This is a genomic window from Paenirhizobium cremeum, assembly GCF_047553425.1.
Taxonomy (GTDB): domain Bacteria; phylum Pseudomonadota; class Alphaproteobacteria; order Rhizobiales; family Rhizobiaceae; genus Allorhizobium; species Allorhizobium cremeum.
Map to the genome: position 1 here is coordinate 2,414,346 of NZ_CP180217.1, position 26,445 is coordinate 2,440,790.

Annotated in this window: 39 protein-coding genes and 1 tRNA gene; 14 read left to right on the forward strand and 26 right to left on the reverse strand. The window is 60.8% G+C overall.

What is annotated here, in order from left to right; translation table 11 throughout:
* Window positions 1-21 precede the first annotated feature (21 nt).
* Entirely contained in the window at window positions 22-321 is a 300-nt protein-coding gene (locus tag ACLBKR_RS11915) for a hypothetical protein (RefSeq protein WP_113339260.1), read from the forward strand.
* A gap of 5 nt (window positions 322-326) precedes the next feature.
* Window positions 327-1,436 (forward strand): DNA alkylation repair protein, encoded by a 1,110-nt coding sequence (locus tag ACLBKR_RS11920; protein ID WP_414899338.1) that lies wholly within the window; start codon window positions 327-329, stop codon window positions 1,434-1,436.
* A 94-nt stretch (window positions 1,437-1,530) separates the two neighbouring features.
* Here ACLBKR_RS11920 and ACLBKR_RS11925 read toward each other — a convergent pair whose 3' ends face one another.
* The gene (locus ACLBKR_RS11925; RefSeq protein ID WP_414899339.1) at window positions 1,531-2,103 is read right to left on the reverse strand and encodes a cytochrome b/b6 domain-containing protein; all 573 of its coding nucleotides are present in this window, start codon (window positions 2,101-2,103) and stop codon (window positions 1,531-1,533) included.
* The gene (locus ACLBKR_RS11930; RefSeq protein WP_112831131.1) at window positions 2,103-2,378 is read right to left on the reverse strand and encodes a PepSY domain-containing protein; all 276 of its coding nucleotides are present in this window, start codon (window positions 2,376-2,378) and stop codon (window positions 2,103-2,105) included. The genes ACLBKR_RS11925 and ACLBKR_RS11930 overlap by 1 nt, the downstream gene beginning before the upstream one ends.
* 177 nt (window positions 2,379-2,555) lie before the next feature.
* Here ACLBKR_RS11930 and ACLBKR_RS11935 point away from each other — a divergent pair, with 177 nt between their 5' ends.
* From ACLBKR_RS11935 to ACLBKR_RS11955, 5 genes are all read left to right on the forward strand, one after another.
* Entirely contained in the window at window positions 2,556-2,882 is a 327-nt protein-coding gene (locus ACLBKR_RS11935) for a PepSY domain-containing protein (protein WP_162748278.1), read from the forward strand.
* The gene (locus ACLBKR_RS11940; protein WP_113426725.1) at window positions 2,879-3,544 is read left to right on the forward strand and encodes a response regulator transcription factor; all 666 of its coding nucleotides are present in this window, start codon (window positions 2,879-2,881) and stop codon (window positions 3,542-3,544) included. The genes ACLBKR_RS11935 and ACLBKR_RS11940 overlap by 4 nt, the downstream gene beginning before the upstream one ends.
* A complete protein-coding gene (locus ACLBKR_RS11945) occupies window positions 3,541-4,887 on the forward strand; it encodes a sensor histidine kinase (RefSeq protein ID WP_113426726.1) in 1,347 nt (448 codons plus the stop codon). Before ACLBKR_RS11940 ends, ACLBKR_RS11945 begins: the two co-directional genes overlap by 4 nt.
* Before the next feature lie 249 nt (window positions 4,888-5,136).
* A complete protein-coding gene (locus tag ACLBKR_RS11950) occupies window positions 5,137-6,573 on the forward strand; it encodes a DEAD/DEAH box helicase (protein ID WP_112831135.1) in 1,437 nt (478 codons plus the stop codon).
* 198 nt (window positions 6,574-6,771) lie between these two features.
* On the forward strand, window positions 6,772-7,161 hold the full coding sequence (locus ACLBKR_RS11955; protein WP_162708361.1) for a hypothetical protein: 390 nt from the start codon (window positions 6,772-6,774) through the stop codon (window positions 7,159-7,161).
* A gap of 12 nt (window positions 7,162-7,173) precedes the next feature.
* Here ACLBKR_RS11955 and ACLBKR_RS11960 read toward each other — a convergent pair whose 3' ends face one another.
* On the reverse strand, window positions 7,174-8,058 hold the full coding sequence (locus ACLBKR_RS11960; protein WP_414899340.1) for a DMT family transporter: 885 nt from the start codon (window positions 8,056-8,058) through the stop codon (window positions 7,174-7,176).
* Window positions 8,059-8,440: 382 nt separating this feature from the next.
* Between ACLBKR_RS11960 and ACLBKR_RS11965 the strand changes: the two genes are divergently transcribed.
* The 4 genes from ACLBKR_RS11965 (at window position 8,441) to ACLBKR_RS11980 (ending at window position 12,210) form a co-directional block, all read left to right on the forward strand.
* Window positions 8,441-9,850, forward strand: coding sequence for a circularly permuted type 2 ATP-grasp protein (locus ACLBKR_RS11965; protein ID WP_162708362.1), 1,410 nt, complete (start codon window positions 8,441-8,443; stop codon window positions 9,848-9,850).
* Window positions 9,851-9,853: 3 nt separating this feature from the next.
* Complete coding sequence (locus ACLBKR_RS11970) at window positions 9,854-10,795, forward strand: alpha-E domain-containing protein (RefSeq protein WP_112831139.1); 942 nt, start codon at window positions 9,854-9,856, stop codon at window positions 10,793-10,795.
* Between the two features lie 19 nt (window positions 10,796-10,814).
* On the forward strand, window positions 10,815-11,639 hold the full coding sequence (locus tag ACLBKR_RS11975; protein WP_113339267.1) for a transglutaminase family protein: 825 nt from the start codon (window positions 10,815-10,817) through the stop codon (window positions 11,637-11,639).
* 100 nt (window positions 11,640-11,739) lie between these two features.
* Window positions 11,740-12,210 carry a hypothetical protein gene (locus ACLBKR_RS11980; protein WP_113457174.1) on the forward strand — a complete coding sequence of 157 codons (471 nt, stop codon included), beginning with the start codon at window positions 11,740-11,742 and terminating at the stop codon, window positions 12,208-12,210.
* 239 nt (window positions 12,211-12,449) lie between these two features.
* Here the strand turns inward: ACLBKR_RS11980 and ACLBKR_RS11985 are convergent, their stop codons facing one another.
* A complete protein-coding gene (locus tag ACLBKR_RS11985; protein WP_244709636.1) occupies window positions 12,450-12,860 on the reverse strand; it encodes a MarR family winged helix-turn-helix transcriptional regulator in 411 nt (136 codons plus the stop codon).
* A gap of 394 nt (window positions 12,861-13,254) precedes the next feature.
* Between ACLBKR_RS11985 and ACLBKR_RS11990 the strand changes: the two genes are divergently transcribed.
* The 3 genes from ACLBKR_RS11990 to ACLBKR_RS12000 all read left to right on the forward strand — a co-directional run bounded on the left by ACLBKR_RS11990 (window position 13,255) and on the right by ACLBKR_RS12000 (window position 13,947).
* Window positions 13,255-13,331: transfer RNA gene (locus ACLBKR_RS11990), tRNA-Arg, on the forward strand.
* Window positions 13,332-13,417: 86 nt separating this feature from the next.
* Window positions 13,418-13,654, forward strand: a complete 237-nt coding sequence (locus tag ACLBKR_RS11995; RefSeq protein WP_414899341.1) for a hypothetical protein — start codon at window positions 13,418-13,420, stop codon at window positions 13,652-13,654.
* 8 nt (window positions 13,655-13,662) lie between these two features.
* On the forward strand, window positions 13,663-13,947 hold the full coding sequence (locus tag ACLBKR_RS12000) for a hypothetical protein (protein ID WP_414899342.1): 285 nt from the start codon (window positions 13,663-13,665) through the stop codon (window positions 13,945-13,947).
* 3 nt (window positions 13,948-13,950) lie between these two features.
* Here the strand turns inward: ACLBKR_RS12000 and ACLBKR_RS12005 are convergent, their stop codons facing one another.
* The 22 genes from ACLBKR_RS12005 to ACLBKR_RS12110 all read right to left on the reverse strand — a co-directional run bounded on the left by ACLBKR_RS12005 (window position 13,951) and on the right by ACLBKR_RS12110 (window position 26,351).
* Entirely contained in the window at window positions 13,951-14,211 is a 261-nt protein-coding gene (locus ACLBKR_RS12005; protein ID WP_414899343.1) for a hypothetical protein, read from the reverse strand.
* Window positions 14,208-14,444 (reverse strand): hypothetical protein, encoded by a 237-nt coding sequence (locus tag ACLBKR_RS12010; protein ID WP_414899344.1) that lies wholly within the window; start codon window positions 14,442-14,444, stop codon window positions 14,208-14,210. Before ACLBKR_RS12010 ends, ACLBKR_RS12005 begins: the two co-directional genes overlap by 4 nt.
* A gap of 5 nt (window positions 14,445-14,449) precedes the next feature.
* On the reverse strand, window positions 14,450-14,914 hold the full coding sequence (locus ACLBKR_RS12015) for a hypothetical protein (protein WP_414899345.1): 465 nt from the start codon (window positions 14,912-14,914) through the stop codon (window positions 14,450-14,452).
* Window positions 14,914-16,656 (reverse strand): tape measure protein, encoded by a 1,743-nt coding sequence (locus tag ACLBKR_RS12020; RefSeq protein WP_414899346.1) that lies wholly within the window; start codon window positions 16,654-16,656, stop codon window positions 14,914-14,916. The genes ACLBKR_RS12015 and ACLBKR_RS12020 overlap by 1 nt, the downstream gene beginning before the upstream one ends.
* The gene (locus ACLBKR_RS12025; RefSeq protein ID WP_414899347.1) at window positions 16,653-17,135 is read right to left on the reverse strand and encodes a hypothetical protein; all 483 of its coding nucleotides are present in this window, start codon (window positions 17,133-17,135) and stop codon (window positions 16,653-16,655) included. Before ACLBKR_RS12025 ends, ACLBKR_RS12020 begins: the two co-directional genes overlap by 4 nt.
* 14 nt (window positions 17,136-17,149) lie before the next feature.
* A complete protein-coding gene (locus ACLBKR_RS12030) occupies window positions 17,150-18,253 on the reverse strand; it encodes a hypothetical protein (RefSeq protein ID WP_414899348.1) in 1,104 nt (367 codons plus the stop codon).
* Window positions 18,254-18,333: 80 nt separating this feature from the next.
* Complete coding sequence (locus ACLBKR_RS12035; RefSeq protein ID WP_414899349.1) at window positions 18,334-18,993, reverse strand: hypothetical protein; 660 nt, start codon at window positions 18,991-18,993, stop codon at window positions 18,334-18,336.
* Between the two features lie 144 nt (window positions 18,994-19,137).
* On the reverse strand, window positions 19,138-19,458 hold the full coding sequence (locus tag ACLBKR_RS12040) for a hypothetical protein (protein ID WP_414899350.1): 321 nt from the start codon (window positions 19,456-19,458) through the stop codon (window positions 19,138-19,140).
* Between the two features lie 12 nt (window positions 19,459-19,470).
* Entirely contained in the window at window positions 19,471-19,779 is a 309-nt protein-coding gene (locus ACLBKR_RS12045; RefSeq protein WP_414899351.1) for a hypothetical protein, read from the reverse strand.
* Window positions 19,780-19,793: 14 nt separating this feature from the next.
* Window positions 19,794-21,200: a hypothetical protein gene (locus tag ACLBKR_RS12050; RefSeq protein WP_414899352.1), complete on the reverse strand. Its 1,407-nt coding sequence runs from the start codon at window positions 21,198-21,200 to the stop codon at window positions 19,794-19,796.
* The gene (locus tag ACLBKR_RS12055; RefSeq protein ID WP_414899353.1) at window positions 21,200-21,451 is read right to left on the reverse strand and encodes a hypothetical protein; all 252 of its coding nucleotides are present in this window, start codon (window positions 21,449-21,451) and stop codon (window positions 21,200-21,202) included. Before ACLBKR_RS12055 ends, ACLBKR_RS12050 begins: the two co-directional genes overlap by 1 nt.
* A gap of 245 nt (window positions 21,452-21,696) precedes the next feature.
* The gene (locus tag ACLBKR_RS12060) at window positions 21,697-22,356 is read right to left on the reverse strand and encodes a recombinase family protein (protein ID WP_414899354.1); all 660 of its coding nucleotides are present in this window, start codon (window positions 22,354-22,356) and stop codon (window positions 21,697-21,699) included.
* 291 nt (window positions 22,357-22,647) lie between these two features.
* On the reverse strand, window positions 22,648-23,019 hold the full coding sequence (locus ACLBKR_RS12065; protein ID WP_414899355.1) for a hypothetical protein: 372 nt from the start codon (window positions 23,017-23,019) through the stop codon (window positions 22,648-22,650).
* A gap of 57 nt (window positions 23,020-23,076) precedes the next feature.
* Entirely contained in the window at window positions 23,077-23,280 is a 204-nt protein-coding gene (locus ACLBKR_RS12070) for a DNA-binding protein (RefSeq protein ID WP_414899356.1), read from the reverse strand.
* 10 nt (window positions 23,281-23,290) lie between these two features.
* On the reverse strand, window positions 23,291-23,554 hold the full coding sequence (locus tag ACLBKR_RS12075) for a hypothetical protein (protein ID WP_414899357.1): 264 nt from the start codon (window positions 23,552-23,554) through the stop codon (window positions 23,291-23,293).
* The gene (locus tag ACLBKR_RS12080; RefSeq protein ID WP_414899358.1) at window positions 23,551-23,868 is read right to left on the reverse strand and encodes a DUF6074 family protein; all 318 of its coding nucleotides are present in this window, start codon (window positions 23,866-23,868) and stop codon (window positions 23,551-23,553) included. Before ACLBKR_RS12080 ends, ACLBKR_RS12075 begins: the two co-directional genes overlap by 4 nt.
* Before the next feature lie 81 nt (window positions 23,869-23,949).
* Window positions 23,950-24,534 carry a hypothetical protein gene (locus ACLBKR_RS12085; RefSeq protein WP_414899359.1) on the reverse strand — a complete coding sequence of 195 codons (585 nt, stop codon included), beginning with the start codon at window positions 24,532-24,534 and terminating at the stop codon, window positions 23,950-23,952.
* Entirely contained in the window at window positions 24,534-24,752 is a 219-nt protein-coding gene (locus ACLBKR_RS12090; protein ID WP_414899360.1) for a hypothetical protein, read from the reverse strand. The genes ACLBKR_RS12085 and ACLBKR_RS12090 overlap by 1 nt, the downstream gene beginning before the upstream one ends.
* Window positions 24,749-25,018 (reverse strand): hypothetical protein, encoded by a 270-nt coding sequence (locus ACLBKR_RS12095; protein WP_414899361.1) that lies wholly within the window; start codon window positions 25,016-25,018, stop codon window positions 24,749-24,751. Before ACLBKR_RS12095 ends, ACLBKR_RS12090 begins: the two co-directional genes overlap by 4 nt.
* Entirely contained in the window at window positions 25,015-25,590 is a 576-nt protein-coding gene (locus ACLBKR_RS12100; RefSeq protein ID WP_414899362.1) for a hypothetical protein, read from the reverse strand. Before ACLBKR_RS12100 ends, ACLBKR_RS12095 begins: the two co-directional genes overlap by 4 nt.
* 321 nt (window positions 25,591-25,911) lie before the next feature.
* Entirely contained in the window at window positions 25,912-26,121 is a 210-nt protein-coding gene (locus ACLBKR_RS12105; RefSeq protein ID WP_414899363.1) for a hypothetical protein, read from the reverse strand.
* Entirely contained in the window at window positions 26,118-26,351 is a 234-nt protein-coding gene (locus ACLBKR_RS12110) for a hypothetical protein (protein ID WP_414899364.1), read from the reverse strand. Before ACLBKR_RS12110 ends, ACLBKR_RS12105 begins: the two co-directional genes overlap by 4 nt.
* Window positions 26,352-26,445: the final 94 nt, after the last annotated feature.

Below are 26,445 nucleotides of genomic sequence, written 5' to 3' on the forward strand. Positions count from 1 at the left end.
TCGACAAGCGAGGAGCATTCCATGAGCAAGACCACCATCTTCGAAATCGCCATCTGTACCGTCACCGATGGAGAGCAGGCGGAAAGGGCACGAAAAGCCGCGATGGAAGCCGTCCGCCACTACCCTGGCTTCGTGAGTTGGCAGGCCCTTACGGCGAACGACCGGCCGGACCAGATCGCCGACATCGTGGAATGGGCAAGCCGGGAAGCAGCCGACGCAGCGGCGGAGAAAGTGCGGACCGACCCGGCCTTCGCGCCTTACATGGCGGCGATTGCCTCCGTCTCCCTGATGCAGCATTTTCACACCCGCCACAACGTCTGAGAGCCATGCCCGAACCATTGAAAAACCTGATCGGAGAGACCGTTGTCCGCGAGACCGCCGCGGCGCTGTCGCGGGCTTGGCCGGAATTCGACCGCCAAGCCTTCCTTGCGGAAATCCTGCCGGATCTCGACAACCTCGAACTGATGCAGCGCAGCCAGTCGGTCGCGGCCACGATGACCCGGCTGCTGCCGCAGGACTTTGCGAGAAGCGCCGCCATCCTCAGGGACTGCCTACCAGATAACAATCGCCCCGGCCTGAGCGGCTGGGCCTTGCTGGCTTTCAACCAGTATATCGGCGCGAACGGCCTTGCGCATTTCGAAACCTCGCTCGATCTCCTGAAGGCGATCACGCCGCATTTCACCGCGGAATTCGGCATCCGCCCCTTCATCGCCGCCGAGCGCCAGCGGGCGCTCGCGATCGTTACCGGCTGGATCTCCGATCCGAACCATCACGTGCGGCGTCTCGCAAGCGAAGGCACCCGCCCTCGCCTGCCCTGGGCCATGCGCTTGCCGGAACTGATCCGCGATCCATCGCCCCTGATGCCGATCCTGACCCCGCTCCTCGACGACCCGGAGGATTACGTCCGCCGCTCGGTGGCAAACAGCCTCAACGACATCGCCAAGGACCACCCCGATCTCGTGGCCGATTTCGTCGCCCGCCACCGGCAGGATGCCTCGGCGGAACGGCTTTGGCTGCTCAGGCACGCGTCGCGGACGCTGGTCAAGAAGGGGCACGCCGGAGTGCTTGCAAGCTTCGGCTTCGAGACTGCCGAGGGTATCAAAGCCGGCCTGTCGCTGAAGCAAACCACGATCGCATTTCCAGGAACGCTGGAATTCGCCGTCCGGCTTTCGAACGGCTCGGACAAGGCCCAGCGCCTGCTGATCGACTATGCGATCCATCACCGCAAGAAGGACGGTTCGCTCTCGCCGAAAGTGTTCAAGGGTACAAGCCTGACGATAGGGCCGGACGAAGCCGCAGACCTCGACCGGCGTCATGCCTTCCGCCCGACCACCACGCGCGTCTATTATCCCGGCCTTCACCGGCTGGAGCTGCTGGTGAACGGCTCCCCGCTCGCTTCAGCCGAGTTTCATCTCGACATGAAGGAAGATCGCTAACGGACTCCCGCATAACGGAAAATCCGGGCGGCTCCCGCCGTCCGGATTTTCTTCCCGACCGTGTTCACTCCAGAATCGTTGCCGGCCTGAAAACTCAGTCGCGACGCTTCCAGCCCGTGACCATGGCCCGCACCAGGTTTTCCCGATGCTCGATGCTGGCAAGCACCACGCCGACGATATGCAGGGCGATCAGTCCGAGCGTCGCATAGACCAGCGTCTCGTGGGCGTCCTCGACCCATTCGACGCCCCAATAGGCATCGGTGGTCTGCATGTAACCGGTGGCAACGATGCCGGAGATCATGAGCAGCAGCGCAATCACCATCGCGCCGCCGGCGGGATTATGGCCGATGTAACGCTTCGCCCGCATTCCGGCCGTTTCCGCGAGAAAACGCAACACGGTGAACGGGTTGTAGATGAAATTCACGAAGCGGGCATGTTCCGAACCGAAAAGGCCCCAAAGGACGCGGATGGCGACAAGGCCGCCGATGATATAGCCGGAAACGATATGCGCCGACTTCCATTCGTCGCCCGTGAGGAAGGAAAAGGCGAAGAAACCGACCAGCGACCAATGGAACAGCCGCACGACAGGGTCCCAGACTTTGACCCGCGCCGGCCGCATGTCGCGGCCGGCCACGGCGCCGGGCATTTGCTCAGCAGCGTCCGACATCAGTCGTCTCCGTCTGCGCCGACCTGAACGCCGGTTTCCGGATTGAAGATCACTTCGACCTTCTTGCCGTCCTTGATGCCGTAGACTTCATAGCATCCGTCCTCGACCTTGACCTGGCGGACATCGTAGCCGAGTTCGGTTGCCTTGGCCTTCATCGCATCCGTGCTCATCCACTTGTCCTGCGGAACAGAACCGCACTTGCCCTCTTCTTCGGCGTGGGCGACACCGCCAAAGACAGCGGCTGCGAGCAGGGTGGTAACAAGAATCTTCTTCATCGGATAGCATCCTTCACTGACCCGGTCGGGCACCATTGCTCCGAACCGTTGGCGGCAAGCTAGTCGAAGGGCGCTGAGCGATAGCTGACGAAGAATGTCAGCGAAATTTCAGCTTCCGGATGATATTGAGGATGGATGAAGGGCAGGTTCGGGGCAGGTTCTGGATGGGTGGTCGGAATGGCGGCGGCATGCCTGCTGCTGTCGGGTCTCGCCCTCGGCCATCCCGCCGAAGCCCTCGCCGACGAGGATCGCTTTCACGCCGATACCGACGACGACCGGGACCGCATCCGCGAAAGCGTGGAAAAGGGCGAGATCAAGTCCCTGGCGGAGCTTCGCCGCATCGTTCTGTCCCGCGTCAGCGGCAAGATCGTCTCGACGGAGATCGGCCGGAAGGGCAAGACATTCATTTACGAGTTCCGCGTCCTGAGCGCCGATGGGCGGCTGGTGGAGGTCGAGATCGATGCAGCCTCCGGCCTGATACGGGAGATCGAGAACGAGGAATGAGAATCCTGCTGATCGAAGACGACATGCTGATCGCCCGCGACGTGATCGCCAATCTGGAGCGGGCGGGCTTCATGGTCGTGCACGAAAAGGACGGCGAGGCCGGCTGGTTCACCGGCGACGGCGAGGATTTCGCCGCGATCGTACTCGATCTCGGCCTGCCGGGAATGGACGGCCTTTCGGTGCTGAAACGCTGGCGCGGCTCGGGCCGCATGACGCCGGTGCTGATTCTTACGGCACGCGGCAACTGGCAGGAGCGCGTGGAAGGCATCGACGCCGGCGCCGACGACTACCTGACCAAGCCCTTCCAGATGGCCGAGCTTCTGGCGAGGCTGCGCGCCATCATTCGCCGCAGCGCCGGCCAGGCCAACCCGGTCATCACCATCGGCGGCCTGTCCATCGACACCCGCACGAAGGCGGTGATGCTCGACGGCATGCCGGTCGACCTGACGCCGCTCGAATATCGCTGCCTCGCCTTCCTCGCCCACAATCAGGAGCGCAGCGTTTCCCAGATGGAACTGACGGAACAGCTCTATGCGCAGGACTTCGAGCGCGACAGCAATTCCGTCGAAGTGCTCGTCGGACGCCTGCGCCGCAAGCTCGGCAAGGACGTCATCACCACCCGGCGCGGCTATGGCTACCGGATCGGCGGAAGCGACGGATGATGCAGTCGATTCGCGGCCGTTTCCTGCTGGTCTCGCTGGTCAGCGTCGCGCTGGCTCTGGCCATGGCGAGCGTCGTGCTGGTCTCGCTCTTCACCCGCAACCTGGAAACCCGCATCGACCACGAACTGACCGGCCACATCGACAACATCGCCGGCGCGCTGCGCTTTGCCGCGGATGGCGCCCTGCTCCTTCCGGAACGGCCGGTGGACCGCCGCTTCGAGGAAGCCTATGGCGGTCTTTACTGGCAGGTGGAAGACGATGCCAGAAAAGGTGAGCTGCGCTCCGCATCCCTTTGGGATTATTCGCTTCCCCTGCCTGACGACGAACAGGAGACCGGCAATATCCACCGCTACCGGCTGCCGGGACCGGAAGGCACCGACCTGATCGTGCAGGAACGCAAGATCGTCTTCGCCGCCCCGGACGGACGTCGCGCGATCCGCGTTGCCGCAGCCATCGACGGCGCAGTCGTCGCCGATGCGCGCCGCGCCTTCGCCTTCGACATCATTCCCTACATGGTGGCGCTCGCCGTCTTCCTGATCGCGGCGTCGCTGGCCCAGCTCACCTACGGCCTGAGGCCGATCTCCTCGGTCAGCGAGGGCCTGGACCGCATCCGCGAACGCAAGGCGGAAAGGCTGACCGGCGCCTTTCCGCGCGAGTTGCGCGGCGTTGTCGCCGCCGTCAACCAGTTGCTCGACGCCCAGTCACGCCTGATCGACAAGGCAAAGGCGCGCGCCGCCGATCTCGCCCATGGTCTGAAGACCCCGCTCACGGTGCTGTCGAACGATGCCGAAACGCTCAGGCAACGCGGTGAAACGGAAATCGCCGACGAACTCTCCCACCTCGCCGGCGTGATGAAAGCGCATGTGGAGCATGAACTGACCCGCAGCCGCATCGCGGCCAGCGCAGAACTGCGCAAGTCCGATGCCGACCTCGCCGCCTCGCTCGGCGTCATCGTGCGAACACTGAAGCGCACCCCGCGCGGCGAGGCGCTGGACTGGAACATCGCGGTCGCCCCCGGCATTGCGGTCGGCGTCGATCCCCTCGACCTGCAGGAGATGCTGGGCAACATCCTCGACAACGCCGTCAAATGGAGTCGTTCGCGCATTCGCGTCATGTCGGCCAGTCGGGACGGGCGACCGGTCCTCACCATCGAGGACGACGGCCCCGGCGCCGATCCCGCCGGGCTCCGCACCATCATGCAACGGGGCACGCGGCTCGACCTGAAGACGCCCGGCACCGGCATCGGGCTCGCCATCGTCCGTGACATCGCGGACGTCTACGGCCTCGACATCGAGGCCGAAAACGTTGCGGCGGGCGGCTTTCGTGTCACCATCCGCTTCTGACGTCTTCGCTGCATTGCAAAAACATTTCTTGACTTTCAGAAGGAAAAGAGCCATCTGCAGGAACAGCTTTCCCCTTCCGGCCGCCGCGTGAGCGTGCCCAGCGACAACTGAGACGCGAAGAAGGCAAGGCGCAGGTTATGGATAACGGCCGCACGAGCGGTGCATGCGCTGGAAAGCTTTTTCCAACTTACAAGTTCCCATTTCACGCGGGGTTCTTGACGCCACGAACAGACAGCACCGCAGAACGCGATGCAGTCCGATGGCTCGTGGCGCCCCCGAAAGGTACAGACTTTGACCACTTTTCATGACCTCGGCCTGTCGCACAAGATCGTCTCGACGCTCTCGGCCATTGGTTTCGAAACCGCAACGCCGATTCAGGAGCAGGCCATCCCGCTGGTGCTCCAAGGCCGCGACCTCGTCGGCCTCGCCCAGACCGGCACCGGCAAGACGGCCGCCTTCGGCCTGCCGATCATCGAAATGCTGATGACGAACGGCGACCGGCCGAAGCCGCGCTCGACGCGCGTGCTGATCCTCGCCCCCACCCGCGAACTGGTGAACCAGATCGGCGACAACCTGCGCAGCTTCGTGCGCAAGACCCCGCTCAAGATCATTCAGGTCGTCGGCGGCGCCTCGATCAACAAGCAGCAGTTCCAGCTCGAGCGCGGCGCCGACATTCTCGTCGCCACCCCCGGCCGCCTGCTCGACCTGATCGAGCGCCAGGCCGTGACGCTGCGCGACATCACCCATCTGGTGCTCGACGAGGCCGACCAGATGCTTGACCTCGGCTTCATTCACGACCTGCGCAAGATCGCCCGCATGGTGCCGAAGGACCGCCAGACGCTGCTCTTCTCGGCCACCATGCCGAAGACCATCGCCGACCTCGCCGCAAGCTTCCTGACCGACCCGGTCAAAGTCGAAGTCGCACCTCCCGGCAAGGCCGCCGACAAGGTCGAGCAGTACGTGCATTTCGTCAACGGCCAGAACCACAAGACCGAAATGCTGAAGAAGATCCTGGCGGACAATCCGGATGGCCGCTCGATTGTCTTCCTGCGCACCAAGCACGGCGCGGAAAAGCTGATGAAGCACCTGGACATCACCGGCTTCTCGGTCGCCTCGATCCACGGCAACAAGAGCCAGGGCCAGCGCGAACGCGCGCTCAAGGGCTTCCGTGACGGCGCCTTCAAGACGCTGATCGCCACGGACGTTGCCGCCCGCGGCATCGACATTCCGGCCGTCAGCCATGTCTTCAATTACGACCTTCCGGAAGTTCCGGACGCTTACGTGCACCGCATCGGCCGCACGGCGCGCGCCGGCCGCGACGGCATCGCCATTGCCTTCTGCGGCCCGGACGAAGGCCGCCTACTGCGCGACATCGAACGCCTGATGGGCATCGAGATCCCGGTCGCAAGCGGCGAAGCGCCGGCAAACCTCAGCCGTCCGGCCCGCCCGCAGCGTCGTGGCGGCGGCGGTGGCGGCGGCAACAACCGCAACCATCAGGGCCAGGGCCGCAGCAAGCATGAAGGCGAGGCACGTTCGGCCCATGGCGACGGACGTCCCGCCCAGAAGCAGGGCCATCGCAAGGGCAATGGCGGCGGACGCCCCGGCGGCCACGCCAATGCCGGTCAAGGCAAGCCGGGCGGCTCCCGCCCCGCAAACCAGCAGCGTAATCGTCGCCGCGAGGCTTAAGCGAATCTTTCCGCTGAGAGATGACGACAAGACCGGAGGCGCGGTTCAGACCGCGCCTTTTTCTTTTGGGCGACGTTCTAATCCGCCGGCTACCCCTCACCCCGCTCGATTGGACCATCAGGCTGTGATAACCACATCTTCACGCCGCGAGAGGGCGGTGATTCCGTCCGGCCCGTGACGAGGAACTGCATGGTGAGATTGCTTATCGCCGTCCTGACGACCCTTTCCCTGGTGGCGCCCGCAAGCGCAGAGTCGAAAATCGACATATTGACCATCCTCGACCAGTTCATGATTTCCAAAGCGATCGCATCGAAATGCGCGCGCCCCGATGAAACAAAGATTGCGAAGTTCTTTCTGAACATGGAAACTGTGAGGTTCTATGCAACTCAGAGGCTGAAGGAAATGTACCCGAAGGCCACCGACGAGATGATCGCCAAGGGCGCGGTGCAACGGCAGGCTGTATTTGATAAGGGGGTTTCGGAAATTATCGCCAAGGAAGGTTGCGACAGCCCTCAAATCAAGGAAGCGCTCAGGCGCTTCGATGTGCAGGCCGACATGAACCTGTTTGCGTCGACGAAGGACAAATAGTCTTCGCCCCTTTCATCCCCGCGTCCTGTCCACCTTCCGGTTCGTGAGATAGACGCCGAGAACGGCGATCACAGTACCGACGATCATGGGAAGCGACAGCCGCTCGCCAAAAGCAATGGCCGCTTCGATAGCGGCAAGCGGCGGCACGAGATAAATCAGCGATGCAGCCTTGGAAACATCGCCGCGCCGGATGAGATAGAGCAGAAGCGCGATTGCGCCCATGGAAATGCCGACGACCGACCAGGCGAGCGTAGCGAACAGGCCGAAGCCCCAGACGACCCGCAGGTTTTCCAGAATGAGCGCCGCCGGCACGGTGACGATCAGCGCGCCGACATATTGCAGGGCCGCGACCGCTCTGAGATCGCCATCCTTCAGGAACCGCTTCTGATAGAGAGTGCCGGCCGTGACGCAGGCCATGCCCAGCACATTGACGACGACGGCATAGACCGGGATCGCCCCGGCATCGACCGCAAGCAGGTTCGGCAGCACCGCGACGGCAATCCCGGCAAAGCCGAGAAGCAATCCTACACGCTGGCTCACGCCGAGCCTCTCCCTAATCAGCACCGCCGCGGCGACGCCGGTCATCAAGGGCTGGAGGCCCGCGATGATGCCCGACAGCGACGCGGGCACGCCCTGCCCGATCGCCCACCACAGCATGCCGAGATAAAGGCCGTGCAGGAACATACCCGACACGATCGCATGGAAAACGGCGGAACGGCCGCGCGGCCAGCTGACGCCCGTGACGCGACAGAGAATGTAAAACAGAACGGCCGCAACGGCATAGCGCAGGGCAAGAAAGGTCAACGGGTCCGCAAAGAGCGTCGCATATTTGGCCGCGACCCAGCCAGTCGACCACAGAAGCACGAAAAGGACCGGCGCAAGTCGGCTGAGCGTCATAGGCGTTTTCCTAACCAATCGCCCTGTCCGAAAACAAGGTCACAGGACGCGCTCCTAACCGCAGCAAGGGAGCCCGTCAAAACAGTTTCCTTGCGGCCAATGATGAATTTTCTTGACGCATGCCGCGCCGAAAAAAAATTCGCGCCCCCGCATGTTCATATTTTAGGCAACATCGGCGCCGTTGCGGCAATCCTCCTCCGACTTTGGGTCAACGGAGATGGCCGAGACGGCCTGACGCAGTATCAAAATGCCGAAAATCTGATGGAAATATAGGCTGTTGCCGATTTTTCGAGCCATGGAAATTCTTAGCCTCCCACTCCGCAGGCTTCTTGCATTGCCCGAAACGTTGTATTCAAATGGCAAAAAAATGGGGATGGCGCCGTTGGCATTTGATGAAATGATGAATGCGGACAGCAGTCCGCGAACGCCCTACCGGAACTACCATGAGTGGTATTCGAATCAGGACCCGGCGCGATTGATCGCCAAGTCGCGAGACGCCGAAAACATCTTCCGCAAGACAGGCATCACCTTCGCAGTCTACGGACACGAAGACTCAGCCGAAAAGCTCATACCCTTCGACATCATTCCCCGCATCATCTCCGGCAGCGAATGGCGGCGACTCGCCCAGGGGATCGAACAGCGCGTTCTGGCGCTCAACGCCTTTCTCGACGACATCTATCACAAGCAGGAAATCATTAAGGCGGGCCGCATTCCCCGCGAACTGATCGAGAAGAACGAGGCTTTCCTGCCCGAAATGATCGGCTTCCGCCCGCCGGGCGGCGTCTACACCCATATCGTTGGCACCGACATCGTGCGCACCGGCGAAGACCAGTTCTACGTGCTGGAAGACAATGCCCGCACGCCGTCGGGCGTCAGCTACATGCTGGAAAACCGCGAAACCATGATGCAGATGTTTCCGGAACTCTTCCAGCTCAACAAGGTGCAGCGTGTCGAGGACTATCCCTACCTGCTGCGCCAGTCGCTGGCATCCCTCGCCCCTCCGGGCTGCAAGGGCAAGCCGCGCGTCGCGGTGCTCACCCCCGGCATCTACAACTCCGCCTATTACGAGCACTCCTTCCTTGCCGACATGATGGGCGTGGAGCTGGTCGAAGGTTCGGACCTCCGCGTCATCGACGGCAAGGTGAAGATGCGCACCACCCGCGGCTACGAGGCGATCGACGTGCTCTACCGCCGCGTCGACGACGACTTCCTCGATCCCTTGACCTTCCGTCCCGATTCCGCGCTCGGCGTGCCCGGCATCATGGACGTCTACCGGGCCGGCAACATCACCATCGCCAATGCGCCGGGCACCGGCATTTCCGACGACAAGGCGATCTATTCCTACATGCCCGAGATCGTCGAGTTCTATACCGGCCGCAAGGCGCTTCTGGAAAACGTGCCGACCTGGCGCTGCTCGGAAGCCGACAGCCTGAAATACGTGCTGGAGCATCTGGAAGAGCTGGTCGTCAAGGAAGTCCACGGTTCCGGCGGCTACGGCATGCTGGTCGGCCCGACCGCCTCGAAGAAGGAGCGGGCCGTCTTCGCCGAGAAGCTGAAGAGCCGGCCGAACAACTACATCGCCCAGCCGACGCTTTCCTTGTCGACCGTGCCGATCCTCGTCAACAAGGGGATCGCGCCGCGCCACGTCGATCTTCGTCCCTATGTTCTTGTCTCCGACAAGGTGCAGATCATCCCCGGCGGCCTGACCCGCGTGGCCCTGAAACAGGGTTCGCTCGTCGTCAACTCCTCCCAGGGAGGCGGCACCAAGGACACCTGGGTACTGGAGGACTGAACCATGCTGGGCAGAACCGCAAACGGACTATACTGGATGTTCCGCTACATCGAGCGGGCCGAAAACATCGCCCGCCTCGTGGACGCCGGCCTCAGGATGTCACTGACCCGCACCGGCGCCACGGACGACGACTGGGGGGCCGTGCTTCTCAGCGCCGACGTACGCGAGGGTTACGACGCCGCCCACCCGAAGCTGACGAGCGCCGACGCGATCGACTATCTGCTGCGCGATCTCGCCAACCCGTCGAGCGTGATGTCATGCATCGATTCCGGCCGCAACAATGCCCGCATGGTGCGCACGGCGCTAACCCGCGAGACCTGGGAAGCGACCAATGAATGCTGGATCGAGCTCAAGCATCTTTTAGGCCGCAAGCTGAAATCGGCCGACCTTCCCGAGGTGATCGACACCGTGAAACGCCGCGCCGGCCTGATCCGCGGCGCCTTCCACGGCTCGATGCTGCGCAACGAGATCTATAACTTCGCGCGGATCGGAACCTTCATCGAACGGGCCGACAACACCAGCCGCATCCTCGACGTGAAATATTACGTGCTGTTGCCGGCCGTCACGCAGGTCGGCTCCTCGCTCGACAACATGCAGTGGGAATCGATCCTCCGGTCGGTCTCGGCGCATCGCTCCTACCGCTGGGTTTATGACGGCGAATACCGTGCGGCCAACATCGCCGATTTCCTGATCCTCAACGGCCAGATGCCGCGCTCGCTCGCTTATTCCTACGAGAAGATCGTCAGCAATCTCGGCTATCTCGCCAGGGAATACGGCCAGCGGTTGCCGGCCCATGACACGGCCGATTCCGTTCGCGCGACGCTGAGTTCCTGCAATATCAGCGCCATCATGGATCAGGGACTGCACGAATTCCTCGACAATTTCATCGCCCGCAACAACCAGCTCGGCAATGAAATCACCGAGGGTTATCGCTTCTACAGCTGACGGCAGGCGGGACACCATCATGCGGCTCAAGATCACCCATACCACCGAATACCAGTATGCCGAGCCGGTAGCCTATTCGCTCCAGCGGCTGCGGCTGTCGCCCGTGGCAGGCCCCGGACAGGAGGTCCTGTCCTGGCACATCGCCGTCGACGGCGCCGTCGTCGAAGCCGGTTTCCACGACCAGTTCGGCAATCATGTCCATCTCGTCTCGACCGAGGGCGACAGCTCCAAGGTCCATATCGTCGCGAGCGGCGAAGTCGAGACCGAGGACCGCGCCGGCGTTTTCGGCCCCCATGTCGGCTATTGCCCGCTGTGGCTTTTCCTGCGCGAGACGCCCCGCACCAGGGCCGGCAAGCTGACCAAGGAGCTTGCCAAGGGCCTTTCCGGCACAACCGACCTCGAGCGCATGCATGACCTGATGGGCACGATCCACAAGGCGGTCGCCTACCGCCCCGGCGAAACCGGCACGGAGACGACGGCGGAACAGGCGCTCGAGGCCGGCCACGGCGTCTGCCAGGATCATGCGCATATCTTCATCGCCGCCACCCGACTGATGAACATTCCCGCCCGCTATGTCTCGGGCTATCTGATGATGGACGGCGTGGCCGAGCAGATGGCGACCCATGCCTGGGCCGAGGTGTTTCTTCCCGGCCTCGGATGGGTCGGTTTCGACGCGGCCAACGATCATTGCCCCGATGCCCGCTATGTCCGCATCGCCTCCGGCCTCTGCTATGCCGATGCCGCTCCCGTCTCCGGAATGCGCATCGGCCGCGCCGGAGAAGACCTTGCGGTCAAGGTGGTGGTGGAGCCGAAACTCCAGAGTCAAAGCCAGAGCCAGAGCTGAGGCAGGCGCCCTTCCCCTGCACTTTCCCGCGCCCGATGGGTTCCGCAAGCCCGGCGCCAAGTCCGGATGTTCTCCTTGAGGGCTCAAGGGAGAATCGCGCATGCTGTTTCGCCAGTCATTGTTCCAGTCGGTCGTGGAACGTCTTTCGGACGAGGACGTCGGCTGCGCGGATGAGGAAGCCGAAATCGCATCGCCCAGAATCCACGGCATGCCCGGGAACTATCTGGCGGACAGCCTGACCGCCGGATTTCAGGAGGCGACGCGCCTGCAGGAAGCCTATCTTTCCCTGATGGAGGACGATGGGTTTTACGAAGCGCCCCCGGCGCCCGACCCGCCCCAGGACCCCGCGCCGGTGATGCCCGCGCACCTCGCACGATTGTCGATCGAAGAAATCGCGGACGACCTCGGCATCGCCGCGACGGACGACCGGGAAAAGCTCGCCGAACGGCGGCGGCGCTTCGCCAAGCTCAACCATCCCGACAGGATGGACGCGGAATTCAGGGACCGCGCGACGCTGCGCATGACGATCGCAAACCTCCTGATCGACGAGGCGATCCGGAGATTGCCATAGCCTTTCGGGCCGGCGCGCAGGCCTCTCAAGACGCGTCGCGCACTGTCAGGTTCGCTCCGCGCGCTTGAGGTCCTAAAGCATGTCGCGCAAAAGTGCGCAGCGGTTCTGCGGTAACGACATGTAATAAAACAAATACTTAAAGCGTGCGGAGCGAATCTGAAAGATCGCAACAAGCTTGAGTCTTGTGGCCTCTCTCTGCCGCAAGACCGCCATACGCTTTTGCCCGACATCCTTCAGGGTCAGTCGTAGAGCTTCTTCAACAGGCCGATGAGCTGGTCGCGCGCGGCGACGCCGCCGAGCTGCGAGAGAAGACGCTCTTCATGTTCCTGCCAGATCGGCATCAGCTCCTCGAGATAGGCAAGCCCGGCATCGGTGATGTAGAGCGACTGGACGCGCCGGTCGAGATCGGACTTGCGCCGCTCGACGAACCCCTTGTGCTCGAGGCCGTCGACGATCGCGACGAAATTGGCCCTCTGGATGCCGAGCGCCTCCGCCACCTCGCTCTGCTTCGAGCCCTGATTGCGGGTAAGAAGCAGGAGCACGGCGAAATCCGTCGGACGCAACCCCTTGGCGGCGAAGGTCTCGTTGAAATGTTGGAAAACAGCAAGCTGCGCCCGCCGCAGCCGATAGCCAACGGCGTCCTCCATCATCGAAAAATCTATTCTGGATGACCCTTGAGCTGTTTCCTCAGCCTTATTTTCCGTCATTGAGACGCCATTCTTGTTTGTTGCCCCCAACAAAACCACCCCTACCGTGGACGCGATACGTAGTGGATACGACAATGATTTTATAGAATTGCCTTCATGGCACAAGGGTTAGTGCCCGATCGCGGGTGAAAACTGTCAGATTTGGACGAGGCATGCCCCTCATACACGGCGATCCGGCAGAAGCATTCGGGAAAATCCCCGGCGAGGCACTTTTTCCACATCGCCGCCCGGCCTGTAGAGAGACGCCGAATCCCGCATTTTCCACATTGATGCGAAGCGAAGTCTAGGGTATGACCGCCAAACAGCCTGACGGCGAGCACCCTGCTTCGCCCCGGATGCACCCGTAGCTCAGCTGGATAGAGTGTTGGATTCCGATTCCAAAGGTCACAGGTTCGAATCCTGTCGGGTGCGCCATATTTTCAAGGACTTATGACAAGCCCCTCACCTACCGCGTCAACGCAGGAAGCATATAGGAAGCTTTGGCGAAGGAATTTCAGCGTATGACAAAACCCTCGCTCGTCCGCCAAGCCGATTTGAAACGTATGGCCACCATCGCGATCGAGCATGACGTCTGCGTCGAGATGGAAGTCGATGGCACGATCGTGAGGGTTATGCCGTCTGGCAAGCATCGGATCATCAAACGCGAGCTGACACGCGAAGAGAAAGCGGATCAGGCCTGGGCGGAATGGGATGCGCAGCGGAAGAGCAAACCGTTGCCGGATGACTTTGCCCTCTAGGAGCCCGTATGACTGAAGACGATTTCAAGGCCGCTTTGACGGTCATCTACCAGACCGAGCGCCTGAACGATCAATTCCTGAAGCTTCTGGTGCAGCATCTCGCGACCGTCTTGCCCGAGTTCGAAGGGTCAACTCTTCTAGAAAGCTTGTATCTACAACAAGAGCAGCTTCCAGGACCGGATCAACATCCCAACTCGGAAGCCCTTTTGCGCTATTGGAAACACAAGATCGACCTGACCGAGAAGGCGCTCGCAAACGCTGAAAAGCTTCGGCAAATGAGCGGCGGAACTTGAACATCATTTGACGACCTCGCAGAAGAAGACGGCCGGCGCGTTCGCCCGCTTGTGAGGCGGCGCCAGTCTGCCAAGCCGCACGGCTTCCGCATGGCCGTCAATCACAGATCCCATGCGATACATGCCGACGCGATCGGCAGGCCTGATAAAGCCCTCGCGCACGAGAGCCTTGAAACCCTGTTTGGTGATGTGGAAAGCCTTCGCCCCTTCATCGGCAGTGATCAGCCAATCCCGAAGGGGCTTCTTTCGGTGAAGGACGCTCACAGGGCGCGTTTCCGCTTCATGTCGCCCTCTGGACGGGTGAGATCATTGGACGCTTCCCAGCAAGCTCTCTGCTGCTCTGGGGTGAGCTTCCGGTACTGCTGATAGGTCATGCCCAGGCCGAAGGCCATAGGAGCGATCGCTTTGTTTGGCCCTCGAAGCTTGGTAAGGCGCACGAGCTCCCAATCGGTCAACTCACGCATGGTCCCTACGCCCTCGATGTGGATCTGTCTCATGACGATCAATCCTTGACTTTGAAGGTCACGCTTGCCCGGAGCTCGCCGGTCTCGATAAGTGGATTGCTGGACCCCTTCTGCGCGATCGTCGATGGCGCATTCGGTGGCGACTGCAGAGAGGTGATTTCCTCCTGAATATCGCCTTGCGCTTTGATCCCCAGCTTGCGGAGAACCTGACGCATGACCTTGCCCGGATCCTTGCCAGCGGCAGCGGCGCGGACGATCTCTTTGGCCCCTGCGATCATCGCCGATCGATAGCTTGTCCGGTTGGCCCTCATGGCGTTCTGCATGAATGGCCGCTCGGGGATGCGTTCGGTCCCGAAGTTATTGAACACAGCACGCTCCAGAACGTCGCTGTCAGTCTCGCCAGCCGGAAAGCCTACCTCGACGATGGTAGGCTTTGGCGGGATAGACTCGAGGCCGGCAACGCCATTGCCGACCACCCGCGTGCGCTTGATGCGGACGACCATCAGAACGCCCCTGTTCCAGAAATTCGGGTCGGAGGGAGGCCAGAGGGACGAGCAGCGCCGGCCGCAGCATTGCCCACGGCACCGGCAACAGCGGCAGGAGCGTCGACAGCCTGTTGAACGGTCTGGTTCACAGTGACGCTGACGGACTTGTCGCTATTGTCGGTGACGGTATTGGTCACGGCAGCGGCAGCGGTACCGGCGCTCATCTTCGCGGCGTTGCCTTCAAGGTTGCGCATCAATGCCTGCATGTCAGGATTGATCTGGTCGGGTCTTGCCGACACCGAGCCGTCAGGCGCCGAAAGTGCAGAAGGGGCGGCACTGCCAGAATACGGATGGCCGCTATTCTTTGGCTTGTCGGTCCCAAGCATCCACCTGATTACGTCATCGACACCCCACCTCGATCTCGGCGCATTCTTCAGCCCTTCTCCGGGGTTGGTCAGGGCATTGATGCCCCCCACGGCAGCGCCAGCCATCCAGAGAAGCCGCAAAAGCGTTGCTGTCCCACCAGCAGCAGCGCCGGTCCCGAACAAGCCCACAGCTCCGGCGAGTGTCCGCAATGATTTCGCGAACATGCCTACTCCGATAGAAGCAGCAGCGATGCCGGCCGCCCCTTGCGCCATCTTGCCGAGAACGTTGGCCACCTTTTCAGGATCAGCGCCAAGGAAATCGGCCATCGACTGGATGAAATCACCAAGGACGGACTGACCGCCGCGCATATAGGTTAGGAAGTCGTCAAGCGCGAAAGCCGCCGCAGCGAAGAGTGCCGCGACAGGGAATAGGCGCAAGGCGATAGCGCCAAGCACCCACTTGAGCCAATCCCAAGCATCACGGTTATTGTTGATGATGTCGGCAATGGTGGCCATATGCCGACCGATACGCATGGCAAAGCTGCCGATTGCATCAGTTGCGGCGGTGAAAGCCCAGGACAGGTTTTGCGCCCACCGATCGAGCGAGCCGTCAGCGTCAAGCCTGGCGATGAAATCCAGCACCTTACCAAGCTGGTTCTTGACCGCCTCGAAGAAACCCGCCTCGCCTATCCGGCGCTGAAAGTCCGTCCAGCTATCCCCGAGATTGGACGTCATGCCGTCCCAGGTGCGGGACTGCTTATCCATCGCATCGTTGAACCGCCGGCCGAAGTTGTCGACCAGAAACTTCTGGATCTCGACGCCGGACTTTTTCAACGTCTTCGACATCTGCTTGCCGTTCTCCTGCCAGGAGTAGGTCACCTGATCCCCGGCTACGCTGGCAGTGATGCCAAAGGCCTTCAGGCGCTCGTTTTCGCCCGTAATTGCGTCAGCAATGGCTTCCACGCCTGACATGAGGCCCACACCCATTGCGGAGCCGGCATCGCCTGCAGCCTTCAGTGTGCCGTCCAGCGGGTCGATGCCGTAAGCCTTGAGCCGAACGAAGGCCTGCGTGACGTCGCCGATCTCGTAGGGGGTGGTTTTCGCGAACTCTGCCACCCAATCAAGGGAAGCCTTGGCCTTGTCAGCACTGCCCTCGATCGTCTCCAGGGTGGCCTGGTAGCCTTCGAACTCGGCAGAGGTGGAAATGACCGACTTGCCCAGCGCACCCATACCAGCGGCACCCGCGGCGGCTGCGGCGGCCATGACAGTAGCGGCTCGAGCTGCAAAGGCGGTGATGCCCTTCTCGGCATCGGACATGCCCTTCTGAAAGCGCTTGAGATCGGCCTCGCCGGTCAGATCCCAGCCAAGTTCGGCGACGAGCTTTTCAATGATCATGGCAGTTGCTCCTTCGCGAACTGGCTTTGCTTGAGTTCGGCCGTTATGGCGGTCTGTTGAGCGCTGCCCTTATCCAGCGGCCCGCCGTCCTTCAGGATGCAGTTGCAGGCCTCGCAGCGCATGGTTTCGCGGATCCGCTCAAGGTCGATGTGCGCCTCGGGAGCGGCAGCCATGGCGATCATGAGGATGGTGGTGGAATAGGGTTCGGGGGTAGTGATGCGCCTGTCGGCGATCATCCCGGCAATTGCCCGATCGAGCTTTCGCATCGACGAGGTGAAAGGGCCGATCTTGTCTTGTGCGACCACGAGGCGGAGAACCGCCCCGCAATGCCGGAAGGCGAAGGTGTAACAGACGTCGAGACGGCGCGCCTGGACGGCTTTCCGCTCCTTGGCGGTGGATGCCCGCACGCCTGCCCATTCGCCCACCTTTAGGGCGCTGTCGGTCGCGGTGAGGTCTTCCCAAGTGTGACGGATCTTCATTTCTCAACCTGCCACTATGCATACTCTCGCACGATGACTATCCCGGGTTGGCCGTCAGTTCCGACCCGCGCCGCTGTGCTCTCTGGGTTCCCATTGCCAGCCCCGCCGGCGCCCGGACCTCCAGCGAAGCGTGATGGTGCTGCAAAAGGAGGAACTCCTGTGCCGCTTACGACGAGATAGCCAGTGCCGTTAATGCCAGCCGAATTGATGTCGCCGGATGTCCCTGCGGCACCTGCGGCACCTCCTGACGTGTTGAAGTTGGACGTATTGGCCGCCGGCCCGGCAACGGCACCGCCGCCGCCCCCGTTGGCGCTTACCAACGCGCCAAAGCTTGATGCTCCACCCGCGCCCCCAGCAGCGCCTGATGCACCCGCACCGGCGGCGCCGACTGTTACTGTCACGCCGGAAAATCCCGATGTAATGAGTTTTTGTGCCCACGCGCCGCTACCGCCGCCACCTCCGATCGACAGCTGCCCCGCTCCCGTCGCAGGAGGGCCACCACCCGCACCGCCACCGCCCTGCACCTCGACCTCGACATACTGCGTCCCAGGCGTCGGGGTATAGGTTGACGTTCCCGGCGTCTTGAACACCTGGGTGTTGAGCAGTCTGCCGCGCGAGTTGCCCGCAATCCGCCACTGGCTGTTCCGGCGGATCAACTGCACCACGTTGCCCGCGACAAGATCTCCGGCGATCAGAGCGCCGCCATTGGTGTTGACAATGGCATCAGCGCCAAGGGTGTTGACGTTCAGTGTCGCCGCGCCGGTATTTGTAGAGCCGACGAGCAGCAGCACCATCATGCCGTCAGGCAAAGACGGCGGGACAGGCGAAAGTGTCGCCGTCAAAGCATTCGCTGTCCCTTCAGCAACGGCATAGTTTACCTTGCCGCTCTGGATCGACTGGGCGAGCTGATGGAGATTGGGGATGCTCGGCGTCAGTCCGGATATCGTCAGCATGTTGTGGACCAAGTTCCACGCATGCCCGCTGACGAAGTTCAGCAGTTCTGGATCGACCTCACCGCATGGCCATCCGCTCTCCAGTTCGGAAGTCAGCGGAACGCGCGTGTTGTCCTCCAGGCTGTTCCATACCGGATCGCCTGTCGTGTAAATTGGGTCAGCCATCTATGTCTCCTTTACTGGCAGCGTCACCAAGATGGTGAAGTCGCCGGGCTCGTCTGGTTGGTTCTCGTGCCGGATCTGCATCAAGCGGCCTCGGGTTCTGCGCCGGTCTCGTACCAGGCTTCGAATGCTTTCTTGTCGTCGATGCCGGCCTGTTTCCTGACCTCCTCCTTGAAGACGGACGCGAAAGCGGTCATCACCTCGAGAGCGCTTTCGCGTACGGCGATATGCTCCAGCACGTCAGGATGGTTGCGCTCGGCATAGACCTTGCGGACCATGTCCGCCTGCTGCTCCGGGAGACCGGAAACCACGGTTGGCAGTTCCAGTGCAGCCGCGGTGAAGATCGGATCTGCCGTCTCGCTCATGACCAGGGAGAGGCGCTGCGACGTCTCAGTCTGACGAAGAAACTCCCGGATCTCTCGACGATAGGCAGCCCCTAGCATGTCGGTCGGGTCGTACTTCGGTTTCGTCACGTTGACCTTGGCTTCGGCCAACTTGGCTTTGCTCTCCGCAATCACCGTATTCATCCGGCGAACTTCCTGCATCACGTTCTCGCCCATACGTTTGCGATAGGCGGAAGAGATGCCGGCCGGCGAAAGATGCTTGTTGCGGCCAGCTTCTTCCTTCCATTGCGAGACGATCGGCACGAAGGTGTTGATGTTGTCGAACACGCCTTTCAGATCCGAAACACGATCATCGGAGGTAGGGAAACGCTGGCGGAGCGTGGTCAAAAGATCAGCCATGAGCTGGCTCCTTCTCGGTCTGGTTTGGGGTCGGTTCGTGGGCGATCGAAGACAATGCCCCGAACTGAAGCTGCCGAATGTTGGCGGGGGAGCGACGCTGGTCGCCTGTCTCGGGTTTCGAGGTTGAGGTCATTGCGTCAACCCTCACACTGCACTGCCGAGCTTCACGTTGACCTTGTCCCCGATATTGGGAGCAAAGAACGGGTAGCAAAGAGCGGATGGGATGGCGAAGCCGGCCCCGCTGTTAACGGTGGCTGTCAAGGTGGCGGCATCCGGCGCTTTGCCGAAAGCAACCAGGATCTCGGATCCTTCACCATTGGTAACGGCTACCATTTCACCGTACTCGACGGCCCGGGCGGTGGTTCCTGGAACCGTGATTTTCTCCCGTGCGACGATGTCACCAACCCCTTGGTTGGCGATGTGCGCGAAAGCTTTCGAACGAAAGAATGTGACCCATACTGCCATGATCAAACCTCCTCAGTTCGAAAGCGCGTCAATGATGGGATTGGCCATCGAGGCCACCCGACGATTGAACTCGGTTGTGTAGGAACCGAAATCGGGGTGCTGCATGTCGATCGGGATGAAGTCGATACCGCCCCTGAAAGAGCGATGCTCATAGGCGGAACCATGAAGCCGGTTGACATTGGCGTTCTGCAGAACGCGGTCATACGCGGCAAGATCGAGATAGGCCGCTTCAAGCTCGGCAACGGCTGCCGCATATCGTTCGCCGGCCGCCTGCCGGGCTTCCTTCAGTTCTTCGGTGGTCGTGGGGATGGGAGTGCTCATTGGGCTTTCCTTTCTCAATTGCGCCGGGTCGCGCCCGATGCGGCAACAGGGGCTTGTTTGACAAATGCGATGCAGTTCGCCACGCCGGCCACGGCATTGGCCAAGTCGTCATGGCCGCCAGGCGCGTGGTCGATCGTCTCCTTGCCGCCGCGATAAACCCGACGTTCAAGGCCGATCAGTTGGTTTTGGAGGTGCTTGTTATCGAGCAGGCGGATCTGCCCGCTGTTCATCAGGGGCAACAGGTCTCGATAGAGATCCGATCTCGGTTTTTCCGCGATCTTGTACGCAATTCCCCGATTGCGGAAATGCTCTCTCGGGAACTCGCCACCGTATCGGTCGCCGGTCACTTCCCGGAGGCCGTATGCCTTCAGGACGACGCAGAACTCAGCGATCGTCTGTTCAGGACTGAACGGCGGTTTCTTATCCATCAGGACGTCAAGAACGACGCTCGTGTCCTCCCGGTGTGCAATGGCCAGGGTGAAGCTGTCATTCGAGCCGCCTGAGGGGTCCACGAACGCAAAATACTTCTGCCGATGCTGCCAGGGCAGGCTTTCCAGACCACGGGTCACGCAGGCCTCGACAACCTCTCTGGAGACGAAGGCCTCGATGTCCCGGCGGAACTCGGCACCATATTCGGCTGAAGCCTTGGCGGCATCACGCTCCGTTGCACGATCTATGACCGATTGACGTACCGTAGGGTTCATTTCCCGCGTGGCAGCCTTCCAGACGAGGATAGGGCCGTTCTGGCCCCAATACTGCCGATAAGCCTCCCAGAGCGCTCCTCGACGAGCATGAGGCGACGAGGCGCAAAGCAACATCGCATTCGGAATGGTGGCCATGCCCGGGCGGATAGCGTCCAGGATCTCGAAATCAGGCTCAGCACTGTCTTCGGAAGGCCAGAAAGCCAGCTCGTCACACAAAACGGCAACGTAGGTATAGCCTCGGGTTGTTCGGAAGGATGCCGTGCCAACCTCGATGGCAACGCTGTTATCCAGGTCAACGCCCTCGGCACGTTCTGCCGTCACCATGTCGGAAAGCATGGGAACACCGGTCAGCAGTGCCTTGGCATAGCGAATGATTGTTCTCGCCTGCCTCCGATCAGCCGCGATGACCATGACGGTGCCCATTTCGCCAGGTGCAAGGAACGGTCGATAGTCTCGGAAGCAGGCGAGGAACACGGCGACGAGCGCCATCACGAAACTTTTGCCGCCTCGACGGCCAATGATCAGCCACGCCTCTTCGGAAGGCTCTCCAGGAAGCTCTTCCCGGCCAGTGTGGCGACGATAGATCTCAGCCTGCTCCTCGGTCATGGGCAGACCAAAGAGGGCCGCAAGGAATGCGAACCACGCCTGATAGGTCTCCGGGTCCTTGAACCAGGGGCCGAACAGTTCGGGATCTTCGCAAGCCTCAAGGATGTTCATCAGGCACGCTCCCTCAGATGGTCCTGAAGGGTGCGCTTCGGCTTGGCCTTGGTCTTGACCTTGAGATCCCGGGCAAGGCGAGCGTGAAGGTTGGTCAGACGAACCAGAACCTCATGGTCAACCTCTTCGCCTTTGACGATTGCGCTCTGAAGCTTCTCGCATTCGACCATGACGGCGGCCAGTTGCCGGATCATCGCCTTCTGAGGTTCGGACAGGATCGAAGCCCCGCCCATGTCATCGGCCATGTTCATGCAGAGGTCACGGTAACGACGACCGAGAGCGCTCCGATGATCGACGCCTTCCAGTAGCCACGAACCATTTGAGATGGCCGAGCGATTACGGGTCGAAGTGCCTGCAATGGGGGTCTTGAACGTTTCCATAAACCCAGAGATGACCGGGTTTCGTTGGCCGTTCAATGCGGGTTACGGGGTCAACGGGGAGCCACGTAGGACACCGTTACGCAACGTTACACGAGAGGGCGAAAGACTGCTTTCATTCAGCTTTTTACAGGCTTCTCAATGTGACGGTCAAGGATACGCTTCACCGTCATGGCCTGCATCCCATGGGCTTCACCGATGGCCCTGAAGCTGTCCCCATTGGCCCTAGCTTCTATCATCGCCTTGAGGGTCTTCTGCTGTTCGGGGTTCTCCACGAGCTGCTTGTCGACAACGTCATAGCCGAATGGGATCTTGCCGCCGCCATACACACCCTGAGAGGCCAGATGGCGCTTCACCTCCCGAATGCGCTCCCGTATCCGATCCCGCTCGTTCTCGGCAACGGCTGAGAGGATGGTGAAGACCAGTTTCGATATCCCGTTGCTGGTGACGTCTCCCCCGAGGTCGATCATGACAAGCCCGGTGCCTTGGGCTTTTAGTTCCTCCAGAGTACCGAGAGCATCAGAGGCGTTGCGAAACATTCGGTCCAGCTTGGGGGTGATGATGATATCTCCCTTGGCAGAGGCCTCCAGGAGCGCTTTTCCCTGCGGCCGATCGGCAAGAGGTACCGAACCACTCACCCCAGCCTCAACGAAGATTTCAGGCTCCTCCCAGCCCTGCATCATGGCATAGCCGAGGATCTTCGCCTTCTGGGTCTCCAGGCTGTCGCCGTTGCTGGCTTGCTCCAATGTGGAGACGCGAACGTACCCGAAAACCCTCATCACTAGCCCCTTTTGTATCCTTGCTTTAGCAGCGTTACGAAAATAGCAATGATACGGCTGGAAAACAAGGATATTTCAGGGGCTTGGAGATATCCCCAAATCTGGGGGAAAGTCGAAGGCCAGAATTTGAGGCGTTTTCGGGCTTTGTCTTGGCTACTGGTTTTAGCCCCTCAATCCAGAACTTTCGGTCAAACCAATCCAAGGTAGCTGGCGACAGTGAGAGCCATGGAGATGATCCCTGCGCAGATCAGGAGCGACAGCAGAATGATGTCTGCCCATCCCCTCATGGCGTCACTGGAACGGGAAACCTTCGGGCTCCAGCTTGACCCACCATTTCTCGTACTCCTCGTACATGCGGTAGGTGACGTTCTGCTTCATGCCTGTTGAGAGGATGCCGATCCCGGAGCACTTGAGTTCCTTGTCGGTCTCTGAGGTCGTTTTGATCTCGACGACATCGATGACCTTGGCGTTGAGCATGCCCGCGTTCTGCTCGGAAATCTCGATGACGTCTGCAACCAGGCTCTCGCAAGTGGCTGGACCAGTGCCGGGAATTCCGAAGAACAAAAGATATGCCAGCCCGAGGATGACGGCCCATCCGATAGCCTTCTGCCAGAACGGTTTCGCTGCGGCCGCGTTGGGCGTGTTGATGCTGGTATCTGTCATGGATGCCTCCCGTCCCCTGAGTGGATGATTGCATTCAAGGAACGGGATTTGCAACCGTCAGGATGCTTTCTTTTGCTTTCCCTCGCGTTGCTTGTCGGCCAGCCATTGACGGATGGCGGCTTTGGTCGCGCATACACGGGCCCCGACCATGAACGTGGGGAGTTCACCCTTTTCATCGTGCCAGGACACGAACCGAGGGGTGACATTGAGAAACCGGGCAATCGCCTTGTGGCCGACGAGGAGTTCGGTGTCTTCGGTCATGCCCGCGCTCCTACCGGTAATAGCCAGCCAAGCTTTTGATCTGCCGCTTGGTCTTGATGTGCCTGACATTCGAGATGTCGCCACTGGCAACAACGCGGTACTCTTGTGTGGGATGCCAGAAGATCTCGAAAGCTGAGATCTCCTTGCCCTCCCGCTTGGCAGACTTCACCGTCAGGGCTCCATCCTGTGCACCGGGAGTTCCCGCGTACAATGTCGCCTCGTACTGAGGTTTGTTGGTAGTGTTGCGGACCGGATCGAAGAATGGCTTGGTCATGCTGCACCTCTTGGGTCATTGTTTCCGGTCCCGCGATAGCAGAGCCGGGCCATTTCGTTTTCCACCTTGCGCCAGAAGGCCACGATCTGCTCGTCTTGCTGGGCCTCGGGAATGCCAAGCCGCTCAAGATGCGCGACCAACGCCTCGGTGACTTGGCGCTGATAGAACGCTGCATGGCGATCGGTCGATTTGTCGATCATCTTTCGAGCAACATCGCGAACCTTCCCCACCCGATGGACGAGAGGGAAGGCGATCACTTTGCACGGTGGCTGCCAGGCGAAGAGTGGAAGGTCGCGGTGCATCATGTCAGACATTGCTGAGCCCTCTCGGGAAACTCTTCATAGTACTGCACTTTCGTGAAATTGGTGGCACTGTTGAAAACAAACAGCTTTTCGTCATGCGGTCCGTCCTTTCAGTGGGTTGAATTTCACGTTCGTGAAGCGGGGAATTTCACCTTCGTGAAGCGAGGATTTTCTTTTTCGGCCTGCTTTCTTGGCCCGATCTTCGGCTTTCTGGGAGCGCATTTTATCCCATCTTGAGACGTCGTCAGGGCCGAAGCCCTTCCACTCATTCGTGGGCGCCGCACCTTCGAAATCACCGAAGAACGTCAGCCGGTATCGGTTCGGATGAGGAGTGCCCTCGGCTCCTCGACCACGCTGGACGCGCAAGAGGCCTTTGAATGTTAGCTCGTCCAGGGCATCGGCAATGAGCCTTCCAGTGACGCCGTAGGCGATGAAATCGGGATGGGTGACGATCAGGCGGCCGTTGTCTTTCCGGCCGCCCTTGAGATACTCGCCTATGATCCTCCAGATCGCCCGGTTTGCGTTGGGGGAAAGCGAGGTGTAAGCGGGGCTGAAGATCCACTCCTCAGTCACCCATATCCATGGCATATCTTTCGGCGGTCGGCGGTGCTTGTCAGTCAGCTTCTCGACCATGGTCTGAGCAATTCGCCCCTTGTCCCGTGTGCTATAGACCGCCATCAGCCGAAAGCCCTCCTGACGATGCGGAACTGTTGCGCCATTGCCAGCGCTTCGGTTGCCTCCAGCGTGGACAAGCCAAACCGGTCCCGGAGGGCAGGAACCGCCGGCCGTGGCGGCTCCTTTTGATCGGCGAACCAGATCGCGGCCTGTTCGACCGCGGCGCTGTGTTCGTGCGAATGGCCCGTCGTGCCGCCGGTGGGGATGGTGATCGAGGTCAATGAACGTACCCCTCTTCCTGGAGCTGCTTAAGCTCTTCTGGGACATGGACGCGAAGGCCGCAGGGATTGGCCCATCCGAGCTCTTCGTCGTCGGATAGGTCGAGCTCCAAATCGTATTGCCCGAGGTACGGCGTGGATCCGAGCGACGGCTCCATGTCGCCGTTGTCTTCAAGGTCGGGGTCGCCGTCGAGAAGATCGAGCAGTTCGATCAGTTCCTCAATCTTCGCCTCGAGGCGTTTGCGGGTGAGTAGAACCTGCGCGTTCATCGTTCGACCCTTACGTTCGGATTGTGGAAGGATGCGACGAAAGCAAAGGCTTCCTCGTAGGAGAGGCCTCCACGAGCATGAATTGCAGCAAGGTGGGCACCTTTGGCCTGTAGGGCTTCGAACGTCCAAACGGGCTCGTCAATCAGCGCCTGGAGGAGTTCGGCCTCTCGGTCGTCGAGTGCCTTGACCAAGGGGACCATCTTCGGATCGTGCCGATGGTCGCAGACATCAGCCAGATGGCAGAGGTCGTTCCAGGTCAGATAGGTCTCGCGGTGATTCGCAATCATCTTGCCGATCCGGGCGAGGTCGTCTGAGGTCTCTGCTGGCGCCTTCGATTTGACGACGGCGAACGACGGGCCATCCAGCTTCTTTTCCGCCCTCCGGATCCGTTCGAAGGCGTCATAGAGTGTGTCCGCCACGGTGGGACCGTCTGCCTCGGCGTCGAACTCTTTGGCCATCATGGCAAGCCAGCAGGTGAAGACGATCGAGCCGGCGCGGTTGATGTCGTCGACGGGGTGCCAGTCGCCGGTTGGCGCAACAGGTGATGATGTGATATTGCTTTGCACGTTCATTTTTTCATCCTTTTGCGGGGATAGAGGATTGGACCGGGCTCGGGACCGTTGGCGCGGTTGCCGAGCCGTTTTCTTCTGCGAAATCCGCCCCCAAGAGCGGGTTTTCTGTCTTGCCTTTGGTGTAGGGGTGCGACCCACTGCGGAAGGGCCATAGGACGCATTTGATCGCCTCACAGAGACGGATCTCGGAAGGCTGCCCACATGAGCAGTCGAGGCATTTTTCGCGGATGGCCTTCATCGGGCTCATCTGCTTGTGGCCGGCCTTTCGGGCAACGGTCGCTGTCGGTGGCCAAACGGCCGCAAGTGCTGTCCGATCCGGCTTCATGCGGCCTCCATTTCGGCGACCAATGCCGCAACTTCGTCGAGGCTGCAGTCAAACCGGCTTCCCCGGATGACATAGTTCCCGGCGATGTCGATCACCCGGAATTCACCCAGGTTCTCGGATGTGATGTTTGGGCTCGGAGACTTGGCAAATCGAATGCCGAGAGCCTTTGCCCTCTTCTTCAGGTTTGAAATTGAGGGCTGGGTCATGCCACCTTCTCCGAGGTAGAGCCAACCGGGTTCGTCAACCGCTGTTCTGCCCAGCGATCGAGATCTTCAACGTCATAGAGCGGGATGCGCCCCGCATATCGCATTGCCGGCCCGCCGCCCGTGGTCGCCATCTTGTTCAAGGTCGCAACGGCAATCGGGATTCCGTGCTTTTCGAACAGGTAGCCAGGCACTTCCGAGCGCCGGAGCCGTGGTCTTCCAAGATTAATCATCGGTTCACCATCTCAAGAAAACGTCATAGCATTAGTGCTATGATTGGATTAAGACAGCAAATCGTGGTTAAGTCAATATGACCTAGCATCCATG